Origin of the sequence: Verticiella sediminum, from assembly GCF_007558815.1 — a bacterium.
In the GTDB taxonomy this organism is placed as follows: domain Bacteria; phylum Pseudomonadota; class Gammaproteobacteria; order Burkholderiales; family Burkholderiaceae_B; genus Verticiella; species Verticiella sediminum.
Map to the genome: position 1 here is coordinate 17,051 of NZ_VLTJ01000040.1, position 13,880 is coordinate 30,930.

Genomic DNA, 13,880 nt, shown 5'->3' on the forward strand with positions numbered 1-13,880 from the left:
GCGAACGCCGGGTTTCAGCGCGGCAGCAGGCGCGCCAGTTCCGGCGCGGTCATGAACTTGATGTGATTGGCCTGCGCATAGGCGGCCGCCTGCTCGCTGATATCGCCGACGGTGACGTAGATCGCTTCGTGGGCACCGCGCGCCTGGCGCTGGGCTTCCAGCCTGGAGAGTGCCTGGACACCGACGCGGGACGCCTTCCAGCGCCGTGCGCTTACCAGGGCGATGCGACCTTGCCGGCGAGCCTCGAAATCCGCGTGTTCGGACTTGCAGGCGACGGTCTCGCAGCCGTCACGGCGCAGGCCTTCCTGCAACACGCCGCTGAACTCGGCCCAGGACATGGCGCGCACCGCGTTGGCGGTCCGCTCCACGCGCTGGGCGGAAGGGCGGTTGCGCTGCTTCCAGCCGGCGACCGCTGCGATCACGGCAAAAGGAAAGGACGCGAAGAGCAGGAACGCCGCCAGAAAGGGCGCCGTGACGAGCTGCGAGGCGGCCAGCAGGACGACCGCAATGAGCGCGCTGACCCACCATGCCGAGCGCAGCAGCATGGCGAACACGGAGTTGCGGGGCATCTGGAACTTCATGGCGGATCTCGTGGGCAGGGGCCCGAAAGTATAGGCCATGCATCCCGCCGGCTGCGTGGGGCCGGCCGCCGCCGCGGCCTGCGGGCGGGGCAGAGGCTGGGGCGTCCGAGGGGGCGGATCAGGTGGCGAGTTGCGCGGCCAGCCAGCGCGCAAGCGCCGTATTGACGGCTTGCGGGCTTTCCAGCGTGCTGAGGTGGCCGGTGTCCGGCAGCACCACGCACTCGGCGTCGGGGATGCCCTGCCGGATTTCCTCGGCGAGCGCGGGCGGCGTGATCTGGTCCTGCTCGCCGACCAGCACCAGCGTGGGGCAGCGCACGGACGGCAGCAGCGGCCGGGCATCCGCGCGGCCGATGATGGCCGCCTGCTGGCGGGCGAAGGCATCGACGCCGACCTCCTGCGCCATGGCCGTCACCACCTGGCGCAGCGCCTCGTCCTGAGCGCGCGACGGGGCCACCAGCCGCGCATACAAGCCGTCGACGACCGACTGGAACTCGCCGGCCCGCGCCTGCGCCACCTGCGCGTGCCGGTTCGCCGTCGCCTCGGCGGTGTCGGGCCGTGCCGAGGTGTCCATCAGCACGAGCAGGGCGACGCGTTCGGGCGCCTGGCGCAGGATCTCGAACGCCAGGTAGCCGCCCATGGACAGGCCGAGCAGGCCGAAGCGCGGCGGCGCGTCGGCCAACATCTGGGCGGCCATGGCGGACATGCTGTCCGCGTGGCGCGTATCGGCCACAGCGACCGGGCCGTGCTGCCACAGCAAGGGCAGTTGCGGCGCATAGAGCCGCGGCGAGCAGAGCAGACCGGGCAGCAGGACGAATGGCAAACGGTTCATGGCGGGCTCCTTGGGTACGGGCGTATCGACGTGCAGCCTGGACGGCAGGCTCCAGGCACAGGCGCTCACTGCAGCCAGCGCGCCTTGGCCTCCTGCAGGCCGCCGCGCTGGTCGACGATGTCCCAGGCATATTGCATCACCCGGGTGTAGTCGGCGTCGTCGACCGGCAGCATGAAGCCCAGGTAGCTCTTGGGCGTGAGCGGCGTATCGACGAACTTGGCGGTGACGCGCGGGTCGGCCTTGGCGTAGTGCAGCGCCTCGTAGGTCTCCGTGATCATCACGTCGCCCTTGCCTTCGGCGATGAGGCCGGGAATCTCCGCGTTCTTCTCGTGGGTGCTCACCTGGGCCGCATCTAGGTTGGCCAACACGAAAGCCTCGTTGGTGCCGCCCGGGTTCTTGATGACGCGCACGCCCGGCCGGTTGAGGTCGGCGAGCGAGTTGTATTTCGCCTGGTCCGCGGTCGGTACCAGGGCGACCTTGCCGAACGGGGCGTAGCCCGGCAGCATGTCGACCTTGCCGATGCGCCCGACGTTGCGCGTGATGCCGCCCACGGCGACATCGAACTTGTCGGCCTGCAGGTCGTTCATGAGGTCGGGCCACGAGGTCTGGACATAGCTGATCTTCACGCCCATCTCCTTGGCCATCTGTTCGATGACGTCGATGTCGTGGCCCGCGTAGCCGTCGCCGTCCTTGATCGCGAACGGCCGGTAGTCGCCGGGCGTGCCCACCCGCAGCGTCTTGGTCTCCTGGATGCGGTCCAGGCGCGGGCCGGCGATGGCGCTCGACAGCGCGGTGGCGCAGGCGGCGATGCCGCAGAGCAATGCAACATGGGTACGCATGGTGTTCCTCATGAACGGATGGCGCCGCGCGATGTGGACGGCTGGGCAGATTATGACCCTGGACGGCGGCTGCTTGAAGGGCCGCGACAGGCCCGCGCGAGGGTGAGGGCGGTCACGGGCGGGCAGCCCGGCCGCGCAGGGAGGCGGGCGCAGCGTTACGCTTGTGCCATGGACTCCCTCATCGCGATGGCGGCACGGGCGCTGGCGGCGGGTGACGCGCTCGGCGCCCTGCAATGCGTGGCCCTGCGCGAGGACCCGCCCGCGCTGGCGTTGCGCGGCATTGCCATGGCGCGCCTGGGCGACCTCGCACGGGCGCAGGCGCTGCTGCGCCAGGCGGCGCGGGCTTTCGGCGCGCGCGAGCCGCTGGCACGCGCGCGTTGCGCGCTGGCATTGGCCGACGTCGGACTGGCCCGGCGCGAACTGGCGGGGTGGCCTGACGCGCTGCCCGCTGCCATCGTCGAGTTCGACGCCCGGCGCGAGCGCGTCAATGCCGCCCATGCGCGGCTGCTGCTGTCGCGCTATGCGCTGCTGACGGGACGCCCGGACGAGGCCACGGCGCTCCTGGCGCGCGTGCCGTCGCAGGGGATCGCGCCGGCGGCGCTGGCATTGCGCGCCCTGGTCGAGGCCGAACTGGCCTTGCGTCGCCCTGCGCCGGCCGCGGCGCGCGCCGCCCTGGCCCAGGCCCGTACGCATGCCGCCGCCGCCCGGATTCCCGAACTGCTGGCCGAAGCCCAAGGCCTGGAGGCGATGCTGGCGCTGCCGGCAGCCCTGCGCCTGGAGGCGGGCGGGGCTGCGCCCTTGACGCTGGCCGAGATCGCCGCCTTGCTGGACAGCCGGGCCCTGGTCCTGGATGGCTGCCGTCGCGCCTGGCGCCGCGGGTCGGATGTGCGCCCGCTGCTGGGGCGTCCCGTGCTGTACGCGCTCTCGTCCGAGCTGGCCCGGGCCTGGCCGGCCGCCGCACCGCGCGCTGCGCTGATCGCGGCCGCTTTCCGCATCCGCCGTCCGGACGACACCGATCGCGCGCGCCTGCGCGTGCAGATCGGACGCCTGCGCGCACTGCTGCGGCCGTTCGCGCGCATCGAGGCCAGGCCGGAGGGTTTCGCCCTGTGTCCTGCCGGCGGCGCCGCCGTGGCGATGCTCGCGCCGCCGATGCCGGGCGAGGCCGGGGCGCTCCTGGCTTTGCTCGCCGATGGCGCGGCCTGGTCGAGCTCGTCGCTCGCGCTGGCGCTGGGCGGCAGCCAGCGCAGCGTGCAGCGATTGCTGGCCAGGGCGGAGCTGGCCGGCCAGGTGCGTGCCCTGGGGCGCGGCCGCGCGCAGCGATGGCTGGCGCCGCGGCTCGCGGAATTCACGACAATCTTGTTACTCCCTGCCGCGCCGGGGCTTGTCTAGAGTGGACGTACGGCGCCCATCCGACGGCGCTCGGGAGATCGATATGGAACGTGAAACCAAGACTGTGGAGCAGGCTCGCGTGGCCGAGGCAGAAATCGTGCGCGAACTCGGTCCGGTGGCGGATGCCGTGCACGGCGTGACTTTCGACGGACGGCTGGTCTGGGCCGCGACGGGCGAGCGCCTGCTGGCGCTCGATCCGCTGAGCGGCGCCACCGTGCGCACGCTGGAGCGCCAAGGCGACGCCGGCACCGCCTTCGACGGCAAGCACCTGTACCAGATCGCGGGCCGGCGGATCGACAAGATCGACCTGGCGACGGGCGAACTGCTCGGCTCCATCCCCGCGCCCGGCGACGGCGAGGATTCGGGCATGGCGTGGTCCGAGGGCTGCCTGTGGGTCGGCCAGTATCGTGCGCGCAAGATCCATCAGATCGATCCGGACACCGGCGCCGTGCTGCGCACGCTGGATTCGGACCGCTACGTCACCGGCGTGACCTGGGTCGACCATGAACTCTGGCACGGGACCTGGGAGGAGGGCGAGAGCGAGTTGCGCTGCGTCGACCCGGCGACGGGCGCCGTGCGCGAACGCCTGGTCATGCCGGCGGGGGCCGGGGTCAGCGGGCTGGAGTCGGACGGCGCGTCGCTGTTCTACTGCGGCGGCGGCCAGTCGGGCATGGTGCGGGCCGTGCGCAGGCCGGCGCGCGGGCGGGATTGACGGGTTGGGCGCTATCATCGCCTGTCGACGATAGCCGGCGGCGGTTCGGCCCTCCCGGGCGGGGGGCGTGTCGTCGGCGCTGGAGTCAGGAGACGATGCGTGGTGCGTGAGCATGAGATGCCGGTGATTGTCGGGGTGGGCGAGTGGCGCGATCGCCCCGAATCGCTGGTCGAGGGGCTGGAGCCCATCGATCTGATGGCGAATGCGGCGCGGCGGGCCGAGGCCGATGCCGGCGCCCGGCTGCTCGCCGCCGTCGATTCGGTCGATGTGGTGAACCTGGTGAGCTGGCGCTATCGGGACCCGGCCGGGCTGCTGGCGGCGCGCCTGGGGATCGCGCCGACGCGGGCCGAGTACGGCCCGGTCGGCGGCGAGAGCCCGGTGCGCTACCTGCACGAAGCGGCGCTGCGCATCGCGGCGGGGCAAAGCGCCGTGGCCCTGATCTGCGGCGCCGAGGCTCAGTACACGGCCGACAAGGCGGCGCGCCAGGGCATCGAACTGCCCTGGACGCCCTTCGCCCACGATGCCCCCGCGCCAGTGCGCGCGCGTACGTTCGCGCACCCGCTGGCGGTGCAACTGGGCTGCGCCAACCCCGTCACGGTCTATCCCTTCTACGAAACGGCGAGTGCCGCGCATTGGGGCCAGACGCCGGCTGAAGCCCAGCGCGAATCCGGCGTGCTGTGGAGCCGCTACGCAGAGGCCGCGGCGCACAACCCCTACGCATGGCTGGGCACGCGCCGCACGCCCGAGGAAATCCTGACGCCGTCGCCGGGCAACCGGCGGATCGCCTGGCCGTACAACAAGCTCATGGTGGCCAATCCCATGGTCAACCTGGGCGCGGCGCTCATCGTGACCAGCCTCGCGGCCGCGCTGCGCGCCGGTGTGCCGCAGGAGCGCATGGTTCACATCCGGGGCGGCGCCCATGCCAACGAGCCGCGCGACTATCTCGCCCGCGACCACTATTGGGAGAGCCACGCGCAGAATGCCGTCCTGCAGGCTTGCTCGGGCCTGGTCGACGCGCCCTTCGACGCGCTCGAGCTCTACAGTTGCTTTCCCTGCGTGCCGAAGATGGCGCGGCGCACCCTGGGCCTGGACGACGATGTGCAGCCCACCGTCACCGGCGGCCTGACCTTCTTCGGCGCGCCCTTGAACGATTACATGACGCATGCGGCCTGCGCCATGGTGCGCCGCCTGCGCGAGCGTCCGGCTGAAGCGACCGGCCTGCTCTACGGGCAGGGCGAGTTCGTGACCAAGCACCACGGCCTGGTCCTGGCGCGCCGGCCCATGCCCGCCGGCGGGCTGGCGGACGTGGGCAGCGTGCAGGCCCGCGCCGACGCCAGGCGCGGGCCGGTGCCGCCCATCGAGACGGCGCCCGAGGGCCCGGCGCGGCTCGAAGCCTTCACTATCCTCTACGGGGCCGACGGCAGCGTGCAGCATGGCGTGGCGATGGTGCGCACCGCGAGCGGCGCGCGCACCCTGGCCAAGGTGCTGGCCGAGGATGCCGCCACCCTGGCCGCGTTGACCAGCGAGAGCCGCTCGCCGGTCGACCGGGACGGCACGTTGCGCCCTGGCGACGAAGGCCACTCGGTGTGGTCCGCCGCCTGAGCGCGGTGCCGTCGCACACGCCGCGCCCCTCGAGCGCAGGCAGCCGCGACCAGTGGGCACGCAGCGTCCAGGTCTGGTATCTTCCCCCCGTTTGCGCCTCGCGCAGGCGCGCGTCTGCCCGGATTTCCCGGTAAAGTGGCGGCCTCGCGCCCCGGCGCACCGATTTCCCCCTCATTTTCCTCATCCTCCAGGGAGCACACATGAACCAGGAACAACTGAAGAAGGTCGCCGAAGGGCAGGGCTTCATCGCGGCGCTGGACCAGAGCGGCGGCAGCACCCCCAAGGCGCTCAAGCTCTACGGCATCGAGGAATCGGCCTACAACGGCGAGGCCGAGATGTTCGACCTCGTGCACGCCATGCGCACGCGCATCGTGGCGAGCCCGGCCTTCGACGGCCGCCGCGTGCTCGGCGCCATCCTGTTCGAGATGACCATCGACCGCCAGTTCGAGGGCATGGACGCCGCCGCCTACCTGTGGGAGCGCAAGCAGGTCGTGCCCTTCCTGAAGGTGGACAAGGGCCTGGCCGCCGAGGCCGACGGCGTGCAGGTCATGAAGCCCATACCCGAGCTGGACGCGCTGCTGCAGCGCGCCGCCGCCAAGGGCGTCTTCGGCACCAAGATGCGCTCGGTCATCAATGAAGCGAACCAGAAAGGCATCGACGCTGTCTTGGACCAGCAGTTCGAAGTCGGCATGCAGATCGTGAAGGCCGGCCTGGTGCCGATCATCGAGCCCGAAGTCAACATCAAGGCCGCCGACAAGGCCAGGATCGAGGAGATCCTCAAGGCCGGCTTCATCCAGCGCCTGGATGCGCTGCCCGCCGACGCCAAGGTCATGCTCAAGCTCACCCTGCCCGAAGTCGACGGCTTCTTCAAGGAGCTGGTCGAACATCCGCGCGTCGTGCGCGTGGTGGCGCTCTCTGGCGGCTACAGCCGCGACGACGCCAATGCCCGCCTGGCGCGCAACCCCGGCGTGATCGCGAGCTTCAGCCGCGCGCTCACCGAAGGCCTGACCGCCCAGCAGTCGGACGAGGAATTCAACCGCGAGCTGGACAAGAGCATCGAGAGCATCTATCGCGCCTCGATCGCCTGATCGCTGCGAACGTAGGCAAGGCGGCGGCGCATGCCGCGGCCTTCGCCACGTGCGCCGGTGCGCTGGCCGCCAAGGGGCTGGCCGACGAGTTGCGCGACCGGGGCTGTCTGGTCATCGACGGCACGCACGGCAAGGCCCGTTACGTTGCGCTCAATGCCTGCGAGGAGTTGGAGAGCTATCCGATCGTGCTGATAGCGCAGACAATTCAGGGGTCGCATCGCTGCGTAGCCGACGAAACTCTTCCAGGGAAATCACGATGCATACGATTCCCCAAAAAACGGGATATTCATAACCGCCCGTGTTCCAAGTCCAACCATTGAATCCGCTGACGGTCTGTAGCGCATAGACGGCCACAGCCAAGATCAAAGCCCCTCCCAGCGCAGCAAAGCGCGTGCAGATACCGAGCACCAGCGCGATGCCAATAGTGATCTCGGAGAACGCCGCCAGTAGTGCCCAGGAACTGGCTGGCCAGAAGCCGGCTGCTTCGAAAAAGCCGACAACCGCCGGGTTGAGGCCTCCATCGACGAACTTGCCGATGGCGTGGGGAAAGAAGAATGCCCCTGCGGCGATGCGCAGGACGTTCAAACCATTACCCAGGTGGAAGTTGCTGGCCTTGAGGATGAGGTCGTTCTTGTTGATAAGCAAAGCGACTCCTGCTTTCCCTTGAAATGTTCTCGGAAATGGACGTAGCGGTTTGAGCTGCCTAGGCGTGAACAGGCCGCGCATCAGTCTAATGTATCCTCTTCCGACCCTTCATGACGAGCGGCAACGAACAGAGGCCGTGCCCGCGGGGTTCGGATCCTGTTCGAAGCATTCGATGAGCAGTTCGGTCAGGACCCGCACCTTTCGCGCCGGATGCTGACCTGGCGGGCGGATGACGTATATGCCGGCCGGAGGCGGCGGGTGTCGTGTCATGACCGGGACAAGGGCACCGGACGCTATGTATTCATCGATAAGATAATCGGGGAGCGCTGCAATCCCCAGCCCGGCTGCCGCGGCGACCGCGAGTGCTACGCCGCTGTCGGTCTTGAAACGCCCTTGTGGACGAACAGTGATGATTTTGTTCCCATCCAAGAGTTGCCAGGCTTCCGTTCCCTGCATGAGGGCCTGATGGGCGACCAGCTCCTCCGGCGTTTCCGGGGACCCATGCGTCCTTATATAGTCCGGGCTCGCGACGAATTTCCCGAAAAGCGGTCCGACACGCCTTGCGACCAGGTTCGAGTCCTGAAGAGTGCCCACCCGAATTGCACAATCGAACCCCTCGGCGATGAGATCGACGAAACGATCGCTGTAGGAAGTGTGAATATGGAGCTGCGGGTGGCGTCGTGCCAATTCCGCGAGCACGGGAGCGAAGTGGGTCGGACCGAATGACAGCGGCGCGGCAACTCGCAAGCGGCCGCGAAGGTCACCGGTGGGCAGGATCGTCTCCTTGGCTACGTCGATCTCGGCGCAGACCCTGGCTGCATAGTCGCGAAACGTGGCTCCGGCCTCTGTGAGAGCAGCCCCGCGGGTGGATCGCGCAAGCAACTGGACGCCGAGTTCCGCTTCGAGCCGGGCGAGCCGACGACTGACGATCGACTTGGATACGCCCAGCCGGAACGCGGCAGGCGAAACCCCTCCCGCATCGGCAACTTCCACGAAGGTCTGTAGCTCTTCGATATCCATCCGGCGTTCCTTGTTTCGCAACATGGCGTTCATGGAATGGTACTGCAGCATCGGATGCAGGAACAGCAGAGTGCTGCTTTCAAGCATCGCTGTGAGCCTGGAAAGCTAGGTGGTACCTTGTGCTGGCGGCTCGCCGAGCCGATCGTCTGCGCGGTCTCGCCGATCGTCTTGTCGAGGTGCGCCCGGTCATGGAGCTTTACTGTGCAATGAGTGTCACATTGGCGGAATAAGGTGGCCCTTACAGGCAGTTCGGCGGTGCGCAACCATCTTCCGACACACGATTGAAGGAGCCCAGGCATGACGATGATGACCACACAGGACGGCACCCGCATCTTCTACAAGGATTGGGGGGCGAAGGACGCGCAGACCATCATGTTCCATCACGGCTGGCCGTTGAGCGCAGACGATTGGGACAATCAGATGCTGTTCTTTCTCAACAAGGGCTATCGCGTCGTCGCCCATGACCGACGTGGCCATGGGCGCTCCGACCAGACCGATACCGGCAACGAGATGGATACCTATGCGGCCGACGTCGCGGCGTTGGTGCACAAGCTCGATCTGAAAGACGCGGTTCATGTCGGACACTCGACCGGCGGCGGCGAAGTCATCCGCTATGTTGCGCGTAGCGAGCCTGGGCGCGTGTCCAAGGCCGTGCTGATCGGCGCGGTGCCGCCGATCATGCTAAAGACACCCCAGTATCCCGGTGGCCTGCCGATGGCGGTGTTCGACGGATTTCGCGAAGCGCTCGCGCGCAATCGCGCGCAATTCTTCCTCGATGTGCCCTCCGGGCCTTTTTACGGTTTCAACCGGGAAGGCGCTCAAGTCAGTGACGGTCTGGTCCGCAATTGGTGGCGGCAGGGCATGATGGGCGGCGCCAAGCCACACTATGACTGCATCGCCGCCTTTTCGGAAACCGACTTTACCGAAGACTTGAAGGCCGTTTCTCTACCAGTCCTTCTTATGCATGGCGAGGACGACCAGGTGGTGCCGATCGACGCCTCGGCCCGCAAGGCGATCGAGCTGCTGCCCAACGGCACGTTGAAGACCTATCCGGGCCTGTCGCACGGGTTGTTCGCCACGCACCCCGACCTCATCAACGCCGACCTGCTGGCGTTCATCGAGAGCTGAACGGGGCCGGAGGGCATGCGGAATTTTGGGCTGCTCCGGCGGGGCGAACATGGCTCATACCAGACGGGGTGGATGCGGCAGACGCAGCGGTATTGCCGATCTCTTTTGGAACTGCGCATCATTGTCCGCATGGCGTTCCTCATTCTGCGACACAGCTCACCACAGAACGATGCTACCGCATCGGGTAGGTGGCCAGCACAATGTTGGTCCAGGGGATGGTCGCCGCAAGCGCCTATTTCCCCTGAAAGCCCATCTGGTCCCAACGACAGCAGAGGAAATGTGCATGACTTTTCGCAACGGCCTTGATTCGCTTCTCCGTCCCGAAGATTCCGTACTCGTTCTGATCGACCATCAGCCTTACCAGCTCACCAATCTGAACAGTCACGACCCGCAGGCAGTCGTCAACAACTCGACAGCGTTGGCCAAGTCCGCCAAAGCGTTCGGCGTTCCCACCATCCTGACGAGCGTGATCGCTGATCGAGGCGGTCTCATCTTCCCCCAGATCACCGACGTGTTCCCCGGTCAAGAAGTGATCGACCGGACTTTCATCAACACCTGGGAGGACAAGAGGGTGGTGGACGCGGTCAAGGCGACTGGCCGCAAGCAATTGATCATTGCAGGGCTCTGGACCGAGATCTGCGTCGCGATGCCGGTGATCCAGGCCCTCGGCGAAGGCTGGGATGTCACGGTGGTGACCGATGCCTCCGGCGGCGTTTCGGTCGAGGCGCACGAAGTCGCCATCCAGCGCATGATCGCGGCCGGCGCCAACATGATGACCTGGCTGGCAGTGACCTCCGAATGGCAGCGCGACTGGGCGCGGACCGAGCATGCCGCCGAGCTGACCGAGATCCTGAAGCAGCATGCCGCTGGCAGCGGCATTGCGTACCTGTGGGAACAGCAACTGCTCAACACGCCGGTCCCGAGTGCCGCAGGCTGATCCGGGCGTCGCGGCGCGGAGCATCTCGAGCGAGGTGGGGCGCATTTGACGGCGAAGGCCAGCCGTGAGTGCGGCTGGCTGCCGTTCGCAAAGCGGCGCGTGGTGGGGCCCTTCATCTTCTGTGGAAGCTAGCGCCCAGGCATGCGCAGCCTGCGGCCTTTTTTGACCCCCGCAGTGCCGCGGGCCATGCGGGCGCCGAGAAAGCTGGCGGGCCTTATGTTTCTCTTGATATTTTCATCGCCAATCCTGGGTTGGCGTTTTCGACCGAAAGCGTCCAGCCGTGCGCTGCGCAGATCTCCTGGCAAATCGGCAGACCCAATCCAGCGCCGTGATCCCGCCGATGCGGGCCTCGCCAAAAGCGTGAAAACAATAGTGGAAATTGCTCTGGAGTGATCCCCGGCCCCCAGTCCCTCACGCAGATGCCGTCCGAATTCATGGTCGTTCTGACCTCCGTTCCTGGCGGGGCGTGTTGAATGGCATTTTCGATCAGATTCTTCAGCAGCGTGAAGAATGCGCCACGATCCGCATGCCACATCGACTCTCCTGAGAGACTTGAAATCGTGAGATTGATGTTCGATTCGTCCGCGACCTTCCTCAGAAAGGAAACAACATCATGGGCGACTTCGCAGGCGTTGATATCCGAGAGCTGGTAGCTCAAGGGTTCGCAGGCTTCGGCTAGCAGCAAGAGTTGCTGGACATGGCGCGTCAGGTGCTCGACATGGGCGAGCAACGGCTCTCGAACATCGTCGCATCCCTCCATCAGGTCCACCTCGGCACGTATCAATGCGAGTGGTGTTTTCAGTTCATGGGCGGCTTTTGCAAGAAAATCCTGCTGAATCCGAAACCCCTTTTCGATTCGATCGAGCGCTGCGTTGAAGTTGCCGATGAGCGGGGCGATTTCAAGCGGAACCCGGTCTGTCTGCAACCTTTCGTTGAGTGATTTCAGGGAGATTTCGGCGGCGGCGAGAGAAGCGTTTCTGAGCGGCCTAAGCGAAAATTTGAGGCTGATGTATGCGCACGCACCGAATACGAACAGCAGAATCAAGCCCAGTGAGAGGATGCCGAGCCTGATGAACGGAACAGCGAATTCCTGGTGCAGGAAGTTGATGATGCGCGTGCTTACCGTCAGTTGGACAAACCAGGTTTGCCCGCCGTGTTCGATGCGTTCCGTGGCGCCTTCCTGAACGACGCCATTATTTTCGATATCGAAGCGCCACTTCTCCAGTTTGGCGACGTCGCCGTGCTGGGGCCAGTTTTTCGCGCCAGGAGACAGCAAGACCACATTGCCGGCTTCATCCAGTACGCGATAGGCAGTCTCCTGCCATAGGCTGTCGTAGATCCACAGGGGATGTTCACTGTCATTGTTGAAGCCGACTGGACGACCGGTGCCGTCGAATTCCAGCTTGCGTGCCAGACTGAGGGTTCGATCAGACATTGCCATGCCGGGAAGCCGCTCTTGCGCGATGGCTGCAAGCCCTACCAGCAGGCCGACGCTCAGCAGCGCGCCGGCAACGTAGGCCAGCAAGATCCGGAACGCCAGGCTATGGAGCCACTTGGGTGGTTTGAAGTGCATAGCCCTGACCTCTGACATTGACGATCAGCAAATCCGAACCGATCGCCAGAAGTTTACGGCGCATGCGATGCAGGGCGACATCCAGCGCGTTCGGGGTTACCGCCTCGGTCAATCCCCAACCGGCCGCCTCCAGGGCGCGGCGGCGTACAACCCCTCCTTGCTTGCGTACCAGCGCCAGCATGATCTGCATCTCTGCCGGCGCGAGCGTGACGCTTTCATCGCCGCAACTGACGATGCCGGCATCCGGGGAAAGCACTACGTCGCCGTATTCCGGCTGGAGCGACCGGCTCATGGCGGGGCGGCGCAGCAGCGCGCGCACGCGCGCAACCAGCTCTGTCATGGCAAACGGTTTTGGCAGATAGTCGTCCGCGCCCGCTTCCAGCCCTTCGACCCGATCATGCAGGGCATCTCTGGCGGTAAGAATCAGGCAGGGGATGGTTACACCGGACTGGCGCATTCGCTGCAACAAGAGCACGCCATCTCCATCGGGCAGGCCGCGATCCAGCACCAGCCCTTGATAGGAGACCTGCTGCATCGCGTTCCATGTGGATTCGCCTCGCTCCACCACATCCGCTGCAATGCCTGCATTGGCCAGCCCCTTGCATATGAGCCTGGCCAGATGGTCATGGTCTTCGACTAAAAGAATTCTGCCCATTAAAAGTGGTACATGTAGCCCAGGAAAACGCGGTTGTCGGTGGAGCGATCCACCAGCGGGCTGTCCTTGGCGTTGGAGGAAAGTCTCCTGGCCCGAACGTCGAACATCATTGAATGGTGCTTGTTGAAACGGTAGACGCCCTGCAAGCCGACTTCGGTGCTGATTCCGGAGTCGCCGCGATATTCGGGCCGTCCGGCCCGCGCCTCATGCGCCTGCACGCCGTAATAGTAGTCGACGTACTTGCGGTCATGCCACGCCGCGCCGATGCGAGGCGTGAGGGTGAAGCGCTCGCCCAGCCGCCAGGACCTGTCCAGGCCGAGATTGAAGCGCTGTCCCTTGCTGTTGCCCGAAACGTCGTGCGTCCAATCCGCACTGAGGTTCGCCAGGCTGGTCTGCCACTGCACCTTGGCGCCGGCCCAGACGCCGCCTTTGCGCTCGTCCATGCCCTCCAGCGCCCAGGAGTCGTCGGACTCATAACCGGACCCTTCCCAGCGGCCGACGAGGCGAAAATCGATCCTGTTGGTCTCGCTGAATTGCCAGCCGGGCAGTTTGGCTTCCAGTGTGGTCGCGAAGAACCGGACATACCGGTTCTCGACATGCAGCAAGGGCAGGACGGTGGTATCGCGGTCAATATCGATATAGGGTTCCTGGTTGCCGACGACGCCCAGGCCGAGACCCCAGGTGGTTTTCCGGGGGTTCGCATCGTCGGCGAAGGCCGCCGGTGAAGCGAGCACCAGGCCACCGACGAGGGCGGCGAGCGTCAACCCCCTGGCGGCAAGTTGACCAGTAAGAATGAGGGGGTGATGAGAACCCATGGCTGCGCTCCTGATGGCGGTCAAAGCGGCATCATCACGAGGGTTCTCTTACCCGTTTCTTACTGAG

Annotated in this window: 14 protein-coding genes and 1 pseudogene; 7 read left to right on the plus strand and 8 right to left on the minus strand. The window is 66.2% G+C overall.

What is annotated here, in order from left to right:
- Positions 1-14 precede the first annotated feature (14 nt).
- The 3 genes from FOZ76_RS23515 to FOZ76_RS23525 all read right to left on the minus strand — a co-directional run bounded on the left by FOZ76_RS23515 (position 15) and on the right by FOZ76_RS23525 (position 2,249).
- Positions 15-581 carry a restriction endonuclease gene (locus FOZ76_RS23515; RefSeq protein WP_143950741.1) on the minus strand — a complete coding sequence of 189 codons (567 nt, stop codon included), beginning with the start codon at positions 579-581 and terminating at the stop codon, positions 15-17.
- A gap of 118 nt (positions 582-699) precedes the next feature.
- The gene (locus FOZ76_RS23520; RefSeq protein WP_143950742.1) at positions 700-1,410 is read right to left on the minus strand and encodes an alpha/beta fold hydrolase; all 711 of its coding nucleotides are present in this window, start codon (positions 1,408-1,410) and stop codon (positions 700-702) included.
- A gap of 65 nt (positions 1,411-1,475) precedes the next feature.
- Positions 1,476-2,249 (minus strand): transporter substrate-binding domain-containing protein, encoded by a 774-nt coding sequence (locus tag FOZ76_RS23525; protein ID WP_143950743.1) that lies wholly within the window; start codon positions 2,247-2,249, stop codon positions 1,476-1,478.
- A gap of 168 nt (positions 2,250-2,417) precedes the next feature.
- On the opposite strand from FOZ76_RS23525, the gene FOZ76_RS23530 reads away from it, so the two are divergent.
- The 5 genes and pseudogenes from FOZ76_RS23530 to FOZ76_RS28405 all read left to right on the plus strand — a co-directional run.
- Entirely contained in the window at positions 2,418-3,638 is a 1,221-nt protein-coding gene (locus FOZ76_RS23530) for a helix-turn-helix domain-containing protein (RefSeq protein WP_143950744.1), read from the plus strand.
- Positions 3,639-3,681: 43 nt separating this feature from the next.
- On the plus strand, positions 3,682-4,350 hold the full coding sequence (locus FOZ76_RS23535; RefSeq protein WP_143950745.1) for an NHL repeat-containing protein: 669 nt from the start codon (positions 3,682-3,684) through the stop codon (positions 4,348-4,350).
- Between the two features lie 99 nt (positions 4,351-4,449).
- Positions 4,450-5,952, plus strand: coding sequence for an acetyl-CoA acetyltransferase (locus FOZ76_RS23540; RefSeq protein WP_211366453.1), 1,503 nt, complete (start codon positions 4,450-4,452; stop codon positions 5,950-5,952).
- A 200-nt stretch (positions 5,953-6,152) separates the two neighbouring features.
- Positions 6,153-7,040: a fructose bisphosphate aldolase gene (locus tag FOZ76_RS23545; protein WP_143950746.1), complete on the plus strand. Its 888-nt coding sequence runs from the start codon at positions 6,153-6,155 to the stop codon at positions 7,038-7,040.
- 89 nt (positions 7,041-7,129) lie between these two features.
- Positions 7,130-7,174, plus strand: a pseudogene (locus FOZ76_RS28405) (hypothetical protein); the annotation flags it as partial.
- Positions 7,175-7,190: 16 nt separating this feature from the next.
- Here the strand turns inward: FOZ76_RS28405 and FOZ76_RS23555 are convergent.
- Both FOZ76_RS23555 and FOZ76_RS23560 read right to left on the minus strand, forming a co-directional pair.
- Positions 7,191-7,685 carry a DoxX family protein gene (locus tag FOZ76_RS23555; RefSeq protein ID WP_143950747.1) on the minus strand — a complete coding sequence of 165 codons (495 nt, stop codon included), beginning with the start codon at positions 7,683-7,685 and terminating at the stop codon, positions 7,191-7,193.
- Positions 7,686-7,793: 108 nt separating this feature from the next.
- Positions 7,794-8,705 (minus strand): LysR family transcriptional regulator, encoded by a 912-nt coding sequence (locus FOZ76_RS23560; protein WP_143950756.1) that lies wholly within the window; start codon positions 8,703-8,705, stop codon positions 7,794-7,796.
- Between the two features lie 297 nt (positions 8,706-9,002).
- Here FOZ76_RS23560 and FOZ76_RS23565 point away from each other — a divergent pair, with 297 nt between their 5' ends.
- Positions 9,003-9,833, plus strand: a complete 831-nt coding sequence (locus tag FOZ76_RS23565; RefSeq protein WP_143950748.1) for an alpha/beta fold hydrolase — start codon at positions 9,003-9,005, stop codon at positions 9,831-9,833.
- 283 nt (positions 9,834-10,116) lie between these two features.
- A complete protein-coding gene (locus tag FOZ76_RS23575) occupies positions 10,117-10,770 on the plus strand; it encodes a hydrolase (RefSeq protein WP_143950749.1) in 654 nt (217 codons plus the stop codon).
- A gap of 214 nt (positions 10,771-10,984) precedes the next feature.
- Here the strand turns inward: FOZ76_RS23575 and FOZ76_RS23580 are convergent, their stop codons facing one another.
- From FOZ76_RS23580 to FOZ76_RS23590, 3 genes are read right to left on the minus strand one after another with little or no spacing between them, the layout of a single operon-like run.
- Positions 10,985-12,295: a sensor histidine kinase gene (locus FOZ76_RS23580; protein WP_246129738.1), complete on the minus strand. Its 1,311-nt coding sequence runs from the start codon at positions 12,293-12,295 to the stop codon at positions 10,985-10,987.
- A gap of 16 nt (positions 12,296-12,311) precedes the next feature.
- Entirely contained in the window at positions 12,312-12,998 is a 687-nt protein-coding gene (locus FOZ76_RS23585) for a response regulator transcription factor (protein WP_143950751.1), read from the minus strand.
- Positions 12,998-13,837, minus strand: coding sequence for a MipA/OmpV family protein (locus FOZ76_RS23590; protein ID WP_211366167.1), 840 nt, complete (start codon positions 13,835-13,837; stop codon positions 12,998-13,000). The genes FOZ76_RS23585 and FOZ76_RS23590 overlap by 1 nt, the downstream gene beginning before the upstream one ends.
- Between the last annotated feature and the right edge of the window lie 43 nt (positions 13,838-13,880).